Annotated in this window: 9 protein-coding genes; 3 read left to right on the top strand and 6 right to left on the bottom strand. The window is 77.2% G+C overall.

Annotation, left to right across the window (positions count from 1 at the left end):
* Window position 1 precedes the first annotated feature (1 nt).
* Entirely contained in the window at window positions 2-1228 is a 1227-nt protein-coding gene (locus AB0D08_RS32425; RefSeq protein WP_033826051.1) for an aromatic acid exporter family protein, read from the bottom strand.
* 206 nt (window positions 1229-1434) lie between these two features.
* Between AB0D08_RS32425 and AB0D08_RS32420 the strand changes: the two genes are divergently transcribed.
* Both AB0D08_RS32420 and AB0D08_RS32415 read left to right on the top strand, forming a co-directional pair.
* The gene (locus tag AB0D08_RS32420) at window positions 1435-2259 is read left to right on the top strand and encodes a PP2C family protein-serine/threonine phosphatase (RefSeq protein ID WP_033826050.1); all 825 of its coding nucleotides are present in this window, start codon (window positions 1435-1437) and stop codon (window positions 2257-2259) included.
* A gap of 92 nt (window positions 2260-2351) precedes the next feature.
* Window positions 2352-3374: an MASE1 domain-containing protein gene (locus AB0D08_RS32415; RefSeq protein WP_359893822.1), complete on the top strand. Its 1023-nt coding sequence runs from the start codon at window positions 2352-2354 to the stop codon at window positions 3372-3374.
* 31 nt (window positions 3375-3405) lie between these two features.
* Here the strand turns inward: AB0D08_RS32415 and AB0D08_RS32410 are convergent, their stop codons facing one another.
* The 3 genes from AB0D08_RS32410 to AB0D08_RS32400 form a co-directional block, all read right to left on the bottom strand.
* Window positions 3406-6459 carry an AAA family ATPase gene (locus tag AB0D08_RS32410; RefSeq protein WP_359893820.1) on the bottom strand — a complete coding sequence of 1018 codons (3054 nt, stop codon included), beginning with the start codon at window positions 6457-6459 and terminating at the stop codon, window positions 3406-3408.
* An 89-nt stretch (window positions 6460-6548) separates the two neighbouring features.
* A complete protein-coding gene (locus AB0D08_RS32405; RefSeq protein WP_359893819.1) occupies window positions 6549-6776 on the bottom strand; it encodes a hypothetical protein in 228 nt (75 codons plus the stop codon).
* Window positions 6773-9919, bottom strand: coding sequence for a type 2 lanthipeptide synthetase LanM family protein (locus AB0D08_RS32400; RefSeq protein ID WP_359893817.1), 3147 nt, complete (start codon window positions 9917-9919; stop codon window positions 6773-6775). Before AB0D08_RS32400 ends, AB0D08_RS32405 begins: the two co-directional genes overlap by 4 nt.
* Window positions 9920-10139: 220 nt before the next feature.
* Between AB0D08_RS32400 and AB0D08_RS32395 the strand changes: the two genes are divergently transcribed.
* A complete protein-coding gene (locus tag AB0D08_RS32395) occupies window positions 10140-10943 on the top strand; it encodes an AfsR/SARP family transcriptional regulator (RefSeq protein ID WP_051814303.1) in 804 nt (267 codons plus the stop codon).
* Window positions 10944-10962: 19 nt separating this feature from the next.
* Here AB0D08_RS32395 and AB0D08_RS32390 read toward each other — a convergent pair whose 3' ends face one another.
* Both AB0D08_RS32390 and lanKC read right to left on the bottom strand, forming a co-directional pair.
* The gene (locus AB0D08_RS32390; protein ID WP_033825652.1) at window positions 10963-12216 is read right to left on the bottom strand and encodes an MFS transporter; all 1254 of its coding nucleotides are present in this window, start codon (window positions 12214-12216) and stop codon (window positions 10963-10965) included.
* Window positions 12213-14942: a class III lanthionine synthetase LanKC gene (gene lanKC, locus AB0D08_RS32385; RefSeq protein WP_359893815.1), complete on the bottom strand. Its 2730-nt coding sequence runs from the start codon at window positions 14940-14942 to the stop codon at window positions 12213-12215. Before lanKC ends, AB0D08_RS32390 begins: the two co-directional genes overlap by 4 nt.
* Window positions 14943-15100 lie beyond the last annotated feature (158 nt).

Raw genomic sequence — 15100 nt, 5'->3', positions numbered from 1 at the left:
CTCAGGCGCTGCGGCGCCGCAGGCCCTCGCCGCGGGCGAACCGCCGCAGCCGGCCGAGCCTGGTGAACATCTCCCGGTTGGCCACCGACGCCCGGTCCAGCTCCTCCATCAGCCTGCGGCTGCGGTGCTCCAGGTCCAGCTCGTCCAGGATCCGGTCCACCTCGGCCAGCAGGGACCCGTGCAGCTGCCACGCCTTCGGGTGCTCCTGCACCCGGCGCAGCAGCATCTGCGCGACGTTCTCCCGGCTCGCCCAGGCGGCCGCCAGCTCCGCCGCCAGCCGGGCCTCCGCCTCCTCCGCGTTGCGGCTCACCTGGGTGCTGACCAGCACCGAGAAGCTGACCAGCGCCCCGCCGACGTGCGCCAGCAGCTCCTCCAGGGCCAGCGCCACGTCCGGCGGGAACAGCGCCTCGTCCGCGCCGCGGCGCTTGGCCAGGTCGGTCAGCGAACGGGCCAGCACCCGCACCACCACCACGCAGATCTCCAGGGTGTCCAGCCCGGTGCGCAGCACCAGCCGCGACAGCAGGCCCTCGCTGATCCGCGGGTTCAGCCGCAGGCTGTCCTCGGCCTGCCGCAGCGCGCCGTCCACGTCGGCGATGGCCTGGTCGAGGGCGCGGGCCTCATGCAGCCGGGCCGCGGCCCGCTCCACCGGGGTGGGGCCGCCCAGCTCCTCGCCGATCCGCAGCAGCAGGTGGCGGGCGCGCCGGGCGAGGTCCTCGATCGACTCGCCGGCGGTGTCCACCCACACCGGCGGCGCGAACACCAGGTTGAACAGCAGACCCACCACCGCGCCGATCAGGGTCTCCAGCACCCGGTCCCAGGCCTGCGAGGCGAGCCGGGTCACGCCGAGCACCAGCATCGCGCTGATCGCCACCTCGTTGACGAACTCGTCGACCCGGACGAACTGCCCGATGGTCAGCGAGGCGAGGATGATCAGCCCCAGGCTCCACCAGGACAGGCCCATCACCGAGCTGAACCCGATGGCGATCAGCACCCCGACCACCACCGAGTTCACCCGGCGGATGCTGGTGGTGAGCGTCGAGTACAGCGTCACCTGGACCACCAGCAGCGCCGTCAGCGGTGCGGTCAGCGGGGCCGGCTCGCTGCTGAGCTGCACCGCGACCGCGTACGCGATGGTGGCCGCGACGGTCGCCCGGATCGTCAGCACGACGACGGGGTCCCTCAGGCGCCGCCGTACCCGGTCGGTGAGTGTCTCGGTGAGCGCTGGCATTCCTGTCTCCTTCCCCCGAGCCGGCCGCGCCAGCGGGGGAGAGGCGATCTCACACCCGGATGGTCACTGCGCGCCGGCCCGGCCCGGGGGCCGCAGCGGTACGGGCGGGCGGGGCGCGGGCGGCGGAAATAGCATGACCGTACGGCTTGGCGCGGCGACGGACGAGGCGGCCGCGGCCCGGCAGACCGAGCTCCCGGAGGGTCAGTGTGCGACGCCGTCCCGACCGTCCCGCGAGCGCCGACGACCTGCTGAGTGAACTCGGCCGGCTCACCGCCCAGGCCCTGGAACGCGCGGAGATGCAGCGGGCCCGGGTCGAACTGGCCGAGGCGCTTCAGCGCGAACTGCTGCCCGCCGCGCTGCCGCGCTGCCCCGGACTGCGCACCGCCGCCCGCTACGCGCCCGCCCGCAACGGCCTGGACATCGGCGGCGACTGGTACGACGGGTTCCGGCTGCCGGACGGCGCGCTGGCCTTCTCGATCGGCGACGTCCAGGGCCACGACGTGGAGGCCGCCGCCTTCATGGGACAGCTGAGGGTCGGCCTGCGGGCCGTCGCCTCCTTCGCCGTCGACCCCGGCGAGGTGCTGCGGCACGCCAACGACCTGCTGGTCTCACTCGACTTCGGACTGTTCGCGACCTGCACCTTCCTGCGCTTCGACCCCGAGCACGGCGACCTCACGGTGGCCCGGGCCGGCCACGTCCCCGCGGTGTGGGCGGGCCCCGACGGCCGGGGCGGGGTCGCCTGGGACGACTCCGGCGGACTGCCGCTCGGCATCCTGGCGGGCGAGGACTACCCGGTGGTCAGCCACCGGGTGCCCACCGACGGCGCCTACGTCCTGGTCACCGACGGCGTGGTGGAGGGCCCCTCCTTCTCCGTCGAGGAGGGACTCGCGGAGGTGGAACGGGTGGTCAGGGCCGGGGTCCGGGCAGAGCCGGACCAGCTCGCCGCCGAGGTGATCAAGGTCGCGGAGCTGACCGGCCACACCGACGACGCCGCCGTGCTGGTGCTGCGCGACGACCCGGCGGCCCGGTAGGGCGCCGGCGGTCGCCGTCCCGTGGAAGTGCCCGCCCGGGCCCGCGCGTGTCACGCCCGCCCGCGGGCCGCCCGCGCGGTCTGATGTCCGGGATGGTGAGAATCGACGCGTCCCGCGGCCTCAAGGTGGTCCTGCAGGCGGCCGCCGTCGCGGCGGCCTACTTCGCGGCCGGACGGCTGGGCCTGCTGGAGCAGGTCGTGGTGGCCGGCGCGCGGGTCACCCCGCTCTGGCCGCCCACCGGCATCGCCGTGACCGCCCTGCTGCTGTACGGCCTGCGGCTGTGGCCGGGTGTCGCCGCCGGGGCGCTGCTGGTGATCGCCAGCATCGGGTCGGTGGACGCCGGCGCCCTGGCGATCACCGCGGGCAACACGCTGGCGCCGGTCTGCGCCTGCCTCGCGCTGCGCCGGGCGGGCTTCCGGCCCGAGCTGGACCGGCTGCGCGACGGGGTGGCGCTGGTGTTCCTCGGTGCGCTGGCCGGGATGCTGATCAGTGCCACCGTCGGCAGCACCACCCTGCTGGTCGGCGGCTCCCTGACCGGCGAGGAGTTCTGGGCGACCTGGTCGGCCTGGTGGGTCGGCGACGCGATGGGCGTGCTGGTGGTCGCGCCGGTCCTGCTGGCGGCCCACCGCTTCCGGCTGCCCGGCGCCGAGCTGCGGCCCCGCTGGCTGGAGCCCGCAGTCCTGCTGGCCGTGACCGTCGTGGTCGGGTACGTGGCCGCGCGCAGCCCGTTCGACCTGCTGTTCCTGGTCTTTCCGCTGATCGTGTGGGCGGCCCTGCGGTTCGAGCTGGCCGGGGCCGCGCCGTGCGTGCTGGCGGCCTCCGTGCTGACCATCACCGCCGCGACCGAGGACGCCGGGCCGTTCGCCGGGCAGAGCGTGCTGCACCAGATGGTCACGCTGCAGGCGCTGAACGGCTCGGCGGCGCTGACCGGGCTGCTGCTGGCCGCGATCGTGGCCGAACGGCAGAACACCCACCGCAAGATCCAGCAGGCCTGCGACGAACTCACCGAGGTGGTGTCCCGGCTGGCCTCCGGCGGCGACCCCCGGCGCGGCGCCGCCGGCCCGGAGCACCGCCCGTACGGCACCACCCCCCGGCCGCCCGGGGCGGCCGACTGAGCGGGCGCCGGGCGCCGGGCGCCGGTGGCGCTCAGCGCACCAGCCGGGGCGGCGACGGGAGACCCGCCGGCCCGGCTGTGGCGGCCGCGGCGAAGTCGCTCAGGGCGGTGCGGTGCGGACGGCCGGTCTTGGTGAGCAGACTGGCGACGTGCTTCTCCACGGTGCGCGGGGAGATGTGCAGCCGGGCCGCGATCTCCTGGTTGCCCAGCCGCTGCGCGACCAGCAGCAGCACCTCGTGCTCGCGCACGGTCAGACCCTGCCGGCGCAGCTCCGCGGGTACCCGGTCGGCGCCGGTGCGGCGCTGCGGGACGCTGGCGCCCGCCCGGCGCAGCAGGTGGCGGCAGGCGTTGGCGACCGCCGGGACCGCGGCACCGTGGAAGTACTCCTCCGCGGTGCGCAGCCAGCGCACCGGGTCGCCCCAGCCGTCCGCGAGCGCCGCCTCCGAGACCAGCCGCAGCCCCAGGTGGCGGGCCATCAGGAACGGCCGGCCCGCCGTGACCGCCTCCTCGACGGCCAGCGCGGCCGCGTCGTGGCGTCCGGCCCGGCCCTCGTGGACGGCGTGCGCGAGCCGCTCGAACTGCCGGTTCCACAGCAGCCCGGCGGCGGGGTCGGCGGCCGCGGCGGTGTGTTCGGCCGGGTCGGCGAGCCCGGCCAGCGCGCGCAGCAGCGGGCGCAGCCCGTAGCGGCCGTTGAGGTAGAAGACGGTCGGGTTCTGCTCCTCCCACAGCCGGGCGTGCTCCAGTTCGGTGAGCGCCCGGTCCCGGTCCTCCTCCAGCAGCGCGCAGACCGCCCGGCAGTTGCCGTACGCCAGCGGGAGCTGCAGCGAGCGGTCGCCGTCCCAGCGGCGGAACCGGTCGAGTTCGCGTTCCATCTCGGGGCGGCGGCCCTGGTGGGCGGCGACGGCGGCCCGGGTGAGCAGCACGAACTGGTGGTGGTCGACGTTGCGCAGGCCCGCGGTCGCCTCCAGACATCGGTCGGTCAGCTCGCCGGCGGCCCGGTACTCGCCGCGCAGCACGGCCTGCATGGCCAAGGTGGCCTCGGCGGTGTGCATCAGGCCGAGCGCCCCGAGGCCTAGCGCCGCCCGGTGGGCCCGTTCGAGCTGGGCCGAGGAGCCGCTGCGCATGAACTCGTTGACGCCGAGCCGCAGCAGCGCGTCGACCTGCCAGGTCGGCAGCGACTCCTGGACGGCGAGCGCGAGGATCCGCTCCAGGCAGGCGTCGGCCCGGTCGAAGCCGTGCCGGCGCTCCAGCATCGCCAGCAACTGCCACGCCTGGCAGGCGACCTCCGGGAGTCCGGCCCGTTCGGCCTGCTCGGCGGCGCGCCGGGCCAGCCGCTGGGCCTCGGCCGTCCGGTCGGCGGCGGCGCCCTCGGCGGGGGCGGCGGTGAGGACCAGGTGGGCCTCGACCACGTCCAGGGCGGGCGTGTGCGCGGAGCCGTCGAAGCGGGTGAGCAGGGCGCGCACCAGCGCCACCTGGGCGGCCGCGTCGGCGGGCCGGCCCGCCGAGACGGCGGCCCAGGCGAGCCGGGTGTGCAGGGCCGCCGTCCGGGCGTCGTCCAGTGCGCCCGGGCCGCCGACCGGGACGGTCTCGGCCAGCGCCAGCGCCCGGTCCAGCCGGCCGGTCTCCACCAGCGCGAACACCAGGCTCTCCAGGACGGCGGTGGCGTCCTCGGGGGCCGCCGGGCGCTCCCCGACGCTGCCGACCGCCGGCCCGCCGTCCGGCCCCGGGCCTTCCGGTCCGTCGTCCGGGGCGATCAGGCCGTGCGCGCGTTCCAGCAGCGACACCGCGGAGCTGACGGCGCCGCCGGCCAGCGCGCCGCGGCCGGCCTCGGCGAACAGCAGCCCGGCGGCCGCGGTGTCCCCGGCGGTCTGCCGCAGCACCGCGACCAGGTGGCGCCACTCGCCGGGCAGCCCCGGGTGGGCCTGTTCCACCGCCTCGGCCGCGCGCCGGGCTATCGCGGCCCGCTCGACCGGCAGCAGCGCGGCCAGCAGCGCGTCGGTGGTCAGGGCGTGCCGGAACTCGTACCAGTCGGCGACCGGACCGCCGGGGGAGATCAGCTGGGCGTCGATGCCCGCGCGCAGGTGGATCAGCAGGCTGCGGTCGTCCAGCCCGGTCACCAGCTGCAGCACCGGCAGCGCGAACCGCCGGCCCAGCACGGCCGCGGCGTACAGCAGTTCACGGGCGGCCGGGTCCAGCCGGGCGGCCCGCTGGGCGACGCTGCGCACCACGGTGGTGGGGACCTCGATGCCCAGGTCGCCGCCGACCTGCCAGCCCTGCTGCCCGTCCTGGCGGATCACCCCGGCGGCGACCATGCCGCTGAGCAGCTCCTCGACGACGAACGGGTTCCCGCCGCAGTCCCGGACCAGCCGGGCGGTGACCGTCTCCGGCAGGCCGCCGACCGGTGCGGCCAGACAGGACTCGGCCAGCGCCCGGACCTCGGCCGGGGCGAGCGGGCGCAGCTCGGCCAGGTCGGCGGCGCGGCGGGCACCGGCGGCGTGGGCGAGTTCGGCGGCCGGGCCGGCCCCGGAGCGCAGCGTGGCGACCAGCTGGACCGGCAGGCCGGCGAGGTTGTCGACCAGGTGGTCGACCACCGCCAGGGTCTCGGCGTCCGCGTCGTGCAGGTCCTCGACGATCAGCAGGCAGCCGGCGGGCCGCCGGCCGGCCGGGCCGCGCCCGACGGCGGCCAGCAGCCGCAGGAACGCCTCGGCGGTCTCGGTGAGCGAGGGTGTCACCTCGGGGCCGGCGGTGCCGCGCCACTCCGGGACCAGTGCGGCCAGCGCCGGCCGGTACGGGGCCAGGGCCGGGTCCTGCGGCGGGCCGCCGATCCGGAACAGCGCCAGCAGCGCCTCGGTGATCGGCCGGAAAGGTACCGGTGCGCCGCTGGAGCCGGCGCGGCCGCGGAGCACCACGGTGCCGTCCGCGACCGCCCGGTAGGCGCACTCGGCGGCCAGCCGGGACTTGCCGATCCCGGCCTCGCCGAGCAGGAAGACGGCGCGGCCCTCGCCCCGCTGGGCGGCGGCGAGGCCCGCCCCGAGCAGCCCGAGCTCCCGGGCACGTCCGATGACCACCGGCGATGTGATGAGCATCCACGGAGGCTAACGGATCGGGCCGGGTTTCCACCATGGTGGATACCGGTCCTCCGAGCGGCTCCTGACGTCGGGTCAGCGACGGGTCGTCAGTGGAAGGACAGGCTCGTCACGGTGATCTCGGAGGTGGTGGTGTCCATGGTCTCCTGGCTGGTCCCGGTCGCGGAACCGGTCAGTCCGGTCAGCAGGTGGGCGCGGCGGGCGGCCGGCGGGCCGCCCGCCGCGGTGAGCCGGATCTCCCCGGCGGGGTGGCGGACGTCCGAGCCGGCGCGGGCGGCCGGGTCCTTCCAGAGGGCGACCAGCGTCGATGCGTTCACAGGCTTCTCCCGTTCGAGGCGGATGGTGCGGTGGGCTCCGACGGCGCCGGGGTGCGCGGGGCCGGAGAGTCGGGGGGATCCAGCAGCAGCACCGAGGGGGTGCGGGCCGGGAAGGCCAGCCGCAGCAGCGCGTACCCGATCCCGGCCAGACCGCCGAGCAGGCCGGGGACGGCGACGGCGTCGGGGGTGGCGCAGCGCGGCCCGTACCGGTCCAGGGCGGTCAGCAGGGTGCCGGCCCGGCCCGCTGTCAGGCCCGTCACGGCGCCCTGCGGGGAGGCGGCCAGCAGCAGTTCGAGCACCCCGGCCTCACCGTGGCGCAGGCTGTGGTCGGGCAGCGGACCGTGCTCGGCGAGGGTGGTGACCGCGGCGGCGACGTACCGGTCGAGCCGCGGATCGCCGGCCGCCGCGGGCCCTGCCGCCGCGACCGCCAGGGCCGCACCGGTCAGACCGCCGTCCCAGCCCAGGACGGCCGGCGGCGGGCCGGCGACGGCCGCCACCAGCTGCCGCAGGCCCGGCTGTTCGAACTCGCCGCGGCCGGTGGCGGCCGCGTACCGCAGCAGCGCCGACCCGGCGGCGGGCGGTCCGGGCGGCCCGGCGGCCAGCCGCCGGGCGCACCGGTCGGCGGTGTCCAGGGCCCGCCGGTCGCCGGTCGCCGCGTGGACCGCCAGCATCGCCGCGAGCACCCCCGGGTCGCCGTCGGCCGGCGCCGGGTCCTGGGCCGCGGCCGCGGCGGTCAGCTCCACCGCCAGTGCGGTGGACGCGGCCAGCTCCGGGTCGGCCAGCAGGTGCGTCAGCTGGCCCAGCGCGTAGGCGATCCCGCCGAGACCGTCGAAGGCGTCGGCGCCGACCGCGGCCAGGTGCTCGGGCCGGTCGGCGAGCGCGGCGAGCAGGGCGGGCACCGGCCGTACGGCCCGGCGGGCCACCTGCGCGTACCGTTCGACGCCGCTCAGCGCCGCCAGCCGGGCCAGGAACAGCGCCGTCCCGCAGTAGCCGCCGGCCAGGCCGGCGCCCTGCGGCATCAGGGCCCAGTGCTGTGCGCCGATCGGCTCCAGGGTCAGCCAGTTGACCCGGTGGCGGTCGCCGTGCGCCCGGGCCAGGATCCGGTCGGCGATCCCGGAGGCCGCCGCCAGCAGCCGTTCCTGGTCGGGCACGCTCGGCGGGCACGGGCCGCGCCGCGCGCCGGACCGGGCCCCGGCCGGGCCGCGCCGCCTGGTGGCCAGCGCGGCCCGGATGATCCACTCCTGGTCGTACAGGTCGGTGCGGCCGAGTCCGGCCAGCCGGCGGACCGCCTGCTCCAGCCCGGACTCGGCCCAGCCCGGGCCGGCCTCGGCGCCGTCGACGACGGGTCTGCAGGCGGCCGGGGTGCAGCCGAGCAGCGGGATGTCGCCCGCCCAGAGCTCCGCCAGCTCGGCGGTGACCAGCGGCTCCCGGACCGGGTCGCCCTCCGACTCGCGCCACAGCAGGTCCAGCAGCCGGTCCCGGTCGAGGGCGTCGCGCAGCACGTCCGGATGGGTCGACTCGTCCAGCAGGGCGGCGTACCGCCGGGTGGGCCGGACCAGCACCCGGGTGGTGTCGGCGGCGAAACGGGCCAGCAGGCCGTCCGGGCCCGCGAGTTCGTCCGCGCCGTCGGCCAGCGCCTGGTACCCGGTCCGGAAGCCGGCCAGCAGGGACCCGGCGTACTCGCCGGGGTCGGCGTCGGCGCCGTCCAGCCGGGGCCGGTTGGCCGCGCCGGGGAACGTCACCGGCCCGCGGGCCAGCCGCATCTCGTCGGTGCCCGCCGCCTCCCAGCCCGCGACGTCCAGCGGGTGCACGGTGTCCCGGTCGCCGCCCAGCCCGGAGATGTCCAGCACCCCGTGGTCGCCGACCAGGTGGAACGGCAGCAGCGCGATCCGGTGCACCGAGGAGTCCAGCAGCCGCAGGGCCGGATCGCCGCCCAGCGGCTCCGGCCGGGCCGGGGACGGGTGCAGCAGGGTCTCCAGGTCGACCAGGACCGGCTGGGCGGCGCAGGCGATCAGGTTCTCGTAGTGGATGTCGTTGCCGCCCAGGACGTGCAGCAGCGCCAGCAGCACCCCCAGCCGCCGGTAGAACCGGTCGACCTCGGCCCGGTCCCGGCAGGGCGCGGCCCGGGCGAACTCCACCCACCCGTACCCGGGCCGCTCCAGCACCGCCAGGGTGGCCTGGTCCGGCCCCGGCAGCCGGGCGTTCAGCCAGCGCACCACGTCGTTGAAGTGCCGGTGCACCTCGACCGGCCGCGGCTTGTACACCACCCGGTCGCCGGACTCGAAGCGCAGCAGCGCCACCGCCCGGCCCCGCTGGTGGCGGTCGCCCGCGCCGGTCACCAGCCCGACCAGCCGGCCCGGTTCGGCGCCCGCCGGCAGGACGGCCGCCAGGGCCCGGCGGTCGGCCGCGAACCGGCCGAGGCACTCGGTCCAGGCCGCGACCGCGTGCCGGCAGGTCTGGGCCAGCAGCCGCGCCAGCACCGGGTACTCCGCCAGCAGCGCCGCGAGCCGGTCGCGGCCGGACGCCAGGCGGACGAAGTCGGCGAACCGCTCCTGCGGGGTGGCACCCGACAGCTCGCCGCCGACCCGCGCCACGTTGAGCTCCAGCACCAGGGTGCGCCGGGCCTGCCGTACCAGCAGCGCCGCCACCTGCTCGGCGAAGCACCGCCGCAGCGCCTGCGGATCGGCGACCTCCCAGGCGCCGGCCAGCTCCGGGGCGGCCAGCAGCCGGTCGGCGGCGCGGTCGGTGAACGGGGCCAGCACCGTGGCGAAACCGGCCGCCCAGGACGTGCCCGGCGGGGGGAGCCGCCCCGCGGCCGGGGCCGCGGCGAGGACCCGGCGCACCTCCCCGGCCCAGGCGGGCTCGCCCACCCGGGCGGCCAGGTCGGCGGGCGGCTCGGCGAGCACGGCGGCCAGCCCCGCCTCGTCCAGGCCGGCCGCGGCCAGCCGCGCGGCGAACCGGCCGTCGGCGAAGTCGTCCCGCCAGGCCTGCAGCCGGCGCTCGGCCACCGGGTCCGCGAGCGGGCCGCCGCCGGCCGGGCGCGGCGGTACGGGCCCGGCGATCCGGTCCGCCAAGGTCAGGCCGCGGGCCCACCACGGGCCGCCCGCCTCGCCGGCACCGTCCCCCACCCCAGGATGCGTCATGCGCAGAGCATGCCACCGACGGACCGTCAGGACATGGGGGCCGGCCCCCGGATTCCGCGGCGGGCCCGCGCGGCCGCCGGACGCGCCGCCGCCGGGAACCCCGCCGGTCCCGGGCCGTGGCCGGCCCGCCCGCCGGGGGCCGCGGCCGTGCGAGCGGCCCGGCGGAATACGGGGGCCCGCCCCCATTGGGAAGCCCGCCGCCGCGGTTCACGCTCGCCCTATGGACCTGAACGCGACAGAACCGACGATCGACGTCCTCGGGCCGATCGGTGCGACCGTGCGCGGGATCCGCGCCCCGCTCGGCGGCCGCCGCCCCAAGACCGTGCTGGCCGCGCTGATCCTGGCGCGCGGCGCGCTGGTGAGCGAGGAGCAGATCATCGACGCGGTGTGGGAGGAACGGCTGCCGGACAAACCGCGGCAGGCGCTGCACACCTATGTCGCCGACCTGAGGCGGGCGTTGGAACCGTGGCGGTGCGCCCGGCAGACGCCGGTGGTGCTGCTGCGGCACGCCGGCGGCTACCGGCTGGAGCTCGGGCGGGACGCGCTGGACAGCGCCCGGTTCGCCCGGCTGGTGCTGGGCGGTGCGTCCGCCGCCGCCGACGGGCACCCCGCCGAGGCGCTGGCGCACGTGGAGGCTGCGCTGCGGATGTGGCGCGGCCCGGCCTACGCCGACCTGGCCGGACTGCGGCTGGTGCAGGCCGAGACCGCCCGCCTGGCGGAGCTGCGCTCCACCGCCCGGGAGATCCGGGTGGCGGCCCGGCTGGCGCTCGGCGAGCACCATCTGACGCTCGCCGACAGCGAGGAGCTGACCGCCGACTACCCACTGCGCGAGTCCGGTTGGGCGTTGCGGGCGCAGGCGCTGTACCGCTGCGGACGGCAGGCCGAGGCGCTGGCCGTCCTCGGCTCGGCGCGCCGGCTGCTGCGCGAGGAGCTCGGCGTCGACCCGGGCCCGGAGCTGGCCCGGATGACCGAGCGGGTGCTCGCCCACGATCCCGCGCTGCAGTGGCGGGCCGCCGCCGGCTGACCCGGCCGCGGCGCCGGATTCAGGCCGCGGCCGGGGCGGCATCCGGCGCCGCCGTGGGCACCTTGACGTCCAGCCCCCGGCGGGCGGCCAGCACCGCCGCCGTGCACAGCGCGAACAGCACGGCCACCACGGCCAGCGCCCGCGCCGCCCCGACCGTCTGCAGCAGGAACCCGGCCGCGAGCGGCGCCAGCGGCTGCAGCGCGCCGCCGATGAACGAGGTGGTGCCCACCACCCGCCCGTACACCTCGTAGTCGACCACCAGCAGGGTGGTGGTGCCGATCGCGGCGCCGACCACCGGCCCGAGCAGCAGCACGCCCGCCAGCGCCGCGCCGAGCGCGACCGGACCGCCGAGCAGCGCGGCCGCCGCGGTGCCGAGCAGCCGGAGCAGGCAGACCCCGAGCAGGATCCGGTGCAGCCCGAACCGCCGGTGCACGTACGGCGCGAAGGCGGAGCCGACCAGGCCGCAGACGGCGGCGGCGCTCAGCGAGGCCCCGATGCCGCCGCCGTCCGCGCCGGGGCGCAGCAGCAGCACGTACGTGAGCATCGACACCGCGGTGTTGGCCGGCACCGAGTAGCCGAGCGTGCCGCGCAGGAACGGCGTGCGCCACAGCACCGCCAGCCCGGTGCGCAGGTCGGGCCAGCCGCGCGGGCCTGCCGCCTGCCCGGCGCCGGCGCCGGCCGGCAGGCCGCGGACGCACACCAGCGAGACCAGGTACGAGAGCGCGTCGAGCGCGAACGGGACGGCCCGGCCGAGCGCGAACAGCGCCCCGCCGGCGGCCGGGCCGGCGACCCCGGCGGTGTAGCCGCGGATCTGGTTGGCGGAGACCGCCTCGGGCAGCTGCTCGGCGGGGACGATGGTCCGCAGCATCTTGCCGGACGCGGGGTTGAACGCCATCATCGCGGCGCCGGAGACCACCACCGAGACGCCCAGCAGCCACAGCGGCGGCCCGCCGAGCAGTGCGCCGGCCGCCACCGCTGCGACGCACACCAGCCGGGCCGCGTCGCAGCCCAGCATCAGCCGCCGCGGCCCGATCCGGTCCGCCAGCTGGCCCGCCGGGACGGCCGTCAGCCAGGTGGTGACGAAGCCGAGCGTGGCCAGTACGCTCGCCCGGGCCGGTGAGCCGGTGGTGGCGACCGCGAGCAGCGGGATCGACAGCACCGTCATCGAGCTGCCGAGGCCGGAGGTGAACTGCCCGATCCACAGCCGCCGGAACGCCGGATTGGCGCCCAGCAGGGAGATCCGGCGCGGCAGCCGCGGCAGCCGCGGGCTCACGGCAGCAGCCCGTCGACGGTGAAGTTGAAGTTGGTCCGCCCGCCGGGGCGGGCGTGCCGCAGCCGGTCCAGGAAGAGCGCCACCCCGATCGACCCGGTGGCGAAGTCGGTGCTCTCGCGCAGCGCCTGCTCGCCGGGGAAGACCACACCCTGCGGACGGTCGATCCGGCTCAGCAGCACCCCTTCGGCGACCCGCCGGGCCTCGGCGAACCACCGTTCCTCGTAGAGCAGTTCACCGGCGTCGAGCAGGACGTTGCCGAGCCCGGCCAGCCCGTGGAACAGCTGCGGCAGGACGGTGTACTTGCGCGCGGAGTCGGCCAGCAGCCGGGGGAGCACGGCGAGCAGCTCCGCGTCCGGGCGGGCCGCGAGGTAACGCAGCACGGTGGTGGTCACCCCGGCGGTGCCCTCGTCCCAGTAGTTGCGCAGCACGCCGCCCTCGGCGCCCGGCTCGCGGGCGGTGCCCGGGAAGACCAGCGCCCGGCCGGAGATGACGGTGCCCTGTCCCAGGTCGAAGGCGAGCGCCTCCCGGCCGAGCCGGTACCAGCATTCCTGACCGGTCGCCAGGTGCAGGTACAGCAGGAACAGCGCGATGCCGCTCGCCCCGTGGCCGTGGCCGACCCGGACCCGTTCGCCGTCCGGTCCGGCCTGCGGCCACCGGGCGCCCCGTTCGTCGCGGACGCAGCCGGCGGCCAGCGCCTCGCCGGCCTCCAGCGCGTCCGTCAGCAGCCGGTCGTCACCGAGCCGCTGCCACAGGTGCAGACAGGCCGTGCCGTACCCGGCCGCGCCGTGCAGCACCCCGGGGTCGGCGAAGCGCAGCGGGTGGACACGGGCCCGGTCCATCAGCGCGCCCGCCACCTCGGGCCGGCCCAGCTCGTCGAAGACCCAGGCGATCCCGGCCTGGCCCAGGTACAGACCGGGCGGGTACCGGCCCGGGTCGACGTCCCGGGCCAGCGCCCAGGCCAGCAGCTGCTCGGGCACCTCGCCGCGCAGCCGGTGCAGTCCGTGCAGCACGCCCATCGCGCCGTACGCCACCGACAGCGGGTTGGTCTGGAACACCAGCGGGTCGGCCGGGAACAGCCGGTCCTCGCGCTGCGGGTCGGCCACCGCCTCCGCGTACGCGGCCACCTGCTCGGTGAGCGCGGCGAGTTCGGCGTCCGACGGGCCCGGCGGCCGGTCGGTGCCGTGGTGGCGGACGGTCGCGGGCAGCGCCAGCGGGACCGGCCGGTCCCAGCCCGGGTGCGTCTCCAGTGGCAGTGCGTCGATGCGTTCGACCACCTCGGAGCCGTCGAAGTCCTCGTCGGTGGCCGCGGCGTCGGTCAGCCAGCCGACCAGGTCGACCAGTTCGGCGGGCAGCGCGAGGTCCTCGGCCAGCGCGGCCAGGAACCGCGGCAGCGCCGGCCGGTGGAAGCCGGTGGTGTTGTTCACCACCATCAGCGAGGAGAGGACCAGCGCGCCGAGCGCGTGCCAGTCGGCGGCCCGGTCGTAGCGGTCCGTCGCCACCAGCCGCGGGCTCGCCAACCCCACTGTGTAGATGCCCAGATGGTGGTCCTCGTCCTCGCGGACCGCGGTCTCCAGGTCGAGGATCCGCACCGTCGCGCCGTCCGGCGAGACGAAGGCGTTGGTGTACGACAGGTCGCCGAGCAGGATGCCCCGCTCGTGCGCGGCCGCGACCGCCAGGGCCAGGCCGCGCCACAGCGTCCGCTGTGCGAGCAGGTAGGCGCGCACCGCCTCGGGCTCCAGGCCGAGGGTGACCACCGGGTTGTGGACGATGCTGTGCCGGCCGTAGTGCAGGCCGTCCAGCACCTCCTCGACCAGGAAGGCGTGGCCGCACTCGTGGAAGAAGTCCACCGGGCGCACGAACAGGCCGGTGTCGGCCAGTTCGGTGAGCAGCCGGTACTCCTTCGCCAGGACGTCGGCCGCCCACCGCCCGGCCCGGCCGACCATCACCCCGGGCCGGGCTTCCTTCAGCACCACGTCGCGGCCGGTCTGTGCGTCGGTGGCCAGGTACACGCCGCCGCGGTTGCCGAACGCCAGCGCGGTGTGCGGGGTGTACCGTCCGGCCAGCGGCGCGTCCGGCTCCTCCGGCTCCGGCGGGAACGGGTCGACGGCCCAGTCCGGGGCCTCGAAGTAGGGCGCGCGGACGTCCGGCACCGGGGTGCCGTCCGGCGCACTGATCATCAGGTCGCTCAGCCCGTCCGGCCGCAGCCGGTTGACCGCGGCGAACCCGCCGTAGCGGTAGTAGACGGCGGTCGACCCCGGCCACCGCCGGTCGGAGAGGATGTACGGCCCGGTCCGGCCCTCCAGCGCGGCCGCCAGCGCCCCGCCCACCGCGTGGAACTGCTGCTCGTCGGCCGGGTACACGGTGATGAACTTGCCGCTCGCGGTCCGCGAGAAGGTCTTGTTGCCGGTCAGCCGGACCGCGTACGGATCGATCAGGAACTTGAACCGCACCCCGGCCCGCAGCAGCACCGGCAGCGCCAGCCGCAGCACCTGCACGCTCTCCCCGGGCAGCGCCGTGACGTGCAGCTTCCAGCCCTGCGCCGGGCCGGGCCCGGCTGCCGGCGGGTCCGCGATGAACCACAGCCCGCGCCGCCGGGTCCGCCAGCCGTCCGGCGCCAGGGAGCGGAAGACCGCCAGGTGCTCGGGTTCGGGCAGGTGGCGGCCGGCCGTCTCGTACCAGCGCTGGTCGAACGGCAGGTAGAACTGGAGGGCTTGCCAGGAGATCATCAGCGGTTCCGTCCGGGCTGGTTGGGCGGTCTTCGGGCGGGGATCGTCCGGCGGCCCGGGGCCGGCCGCGGGCCGGGCGGGCCTGCGCGCCGATCTGGCGGCCCGGCGAGGGGACTTCGAACAGGCCGAGGCCGGGCTGCTGCGCGCGCTGGACCTGC

The organism is Kitasatospora sp. NPDC048540 (assembly GCF_040651175.1).
Taxonomy (GTDB): domain Bacteria; phylum Actinomycetota; class Actinomycetes; order Streptomycetales; family Streptomycetaceae; genus Kitasatospora.
Note: the sequence above shows the minus strand (reverse complement) of the source record. Positions and strands in the feature narration are given on the sequence as shown.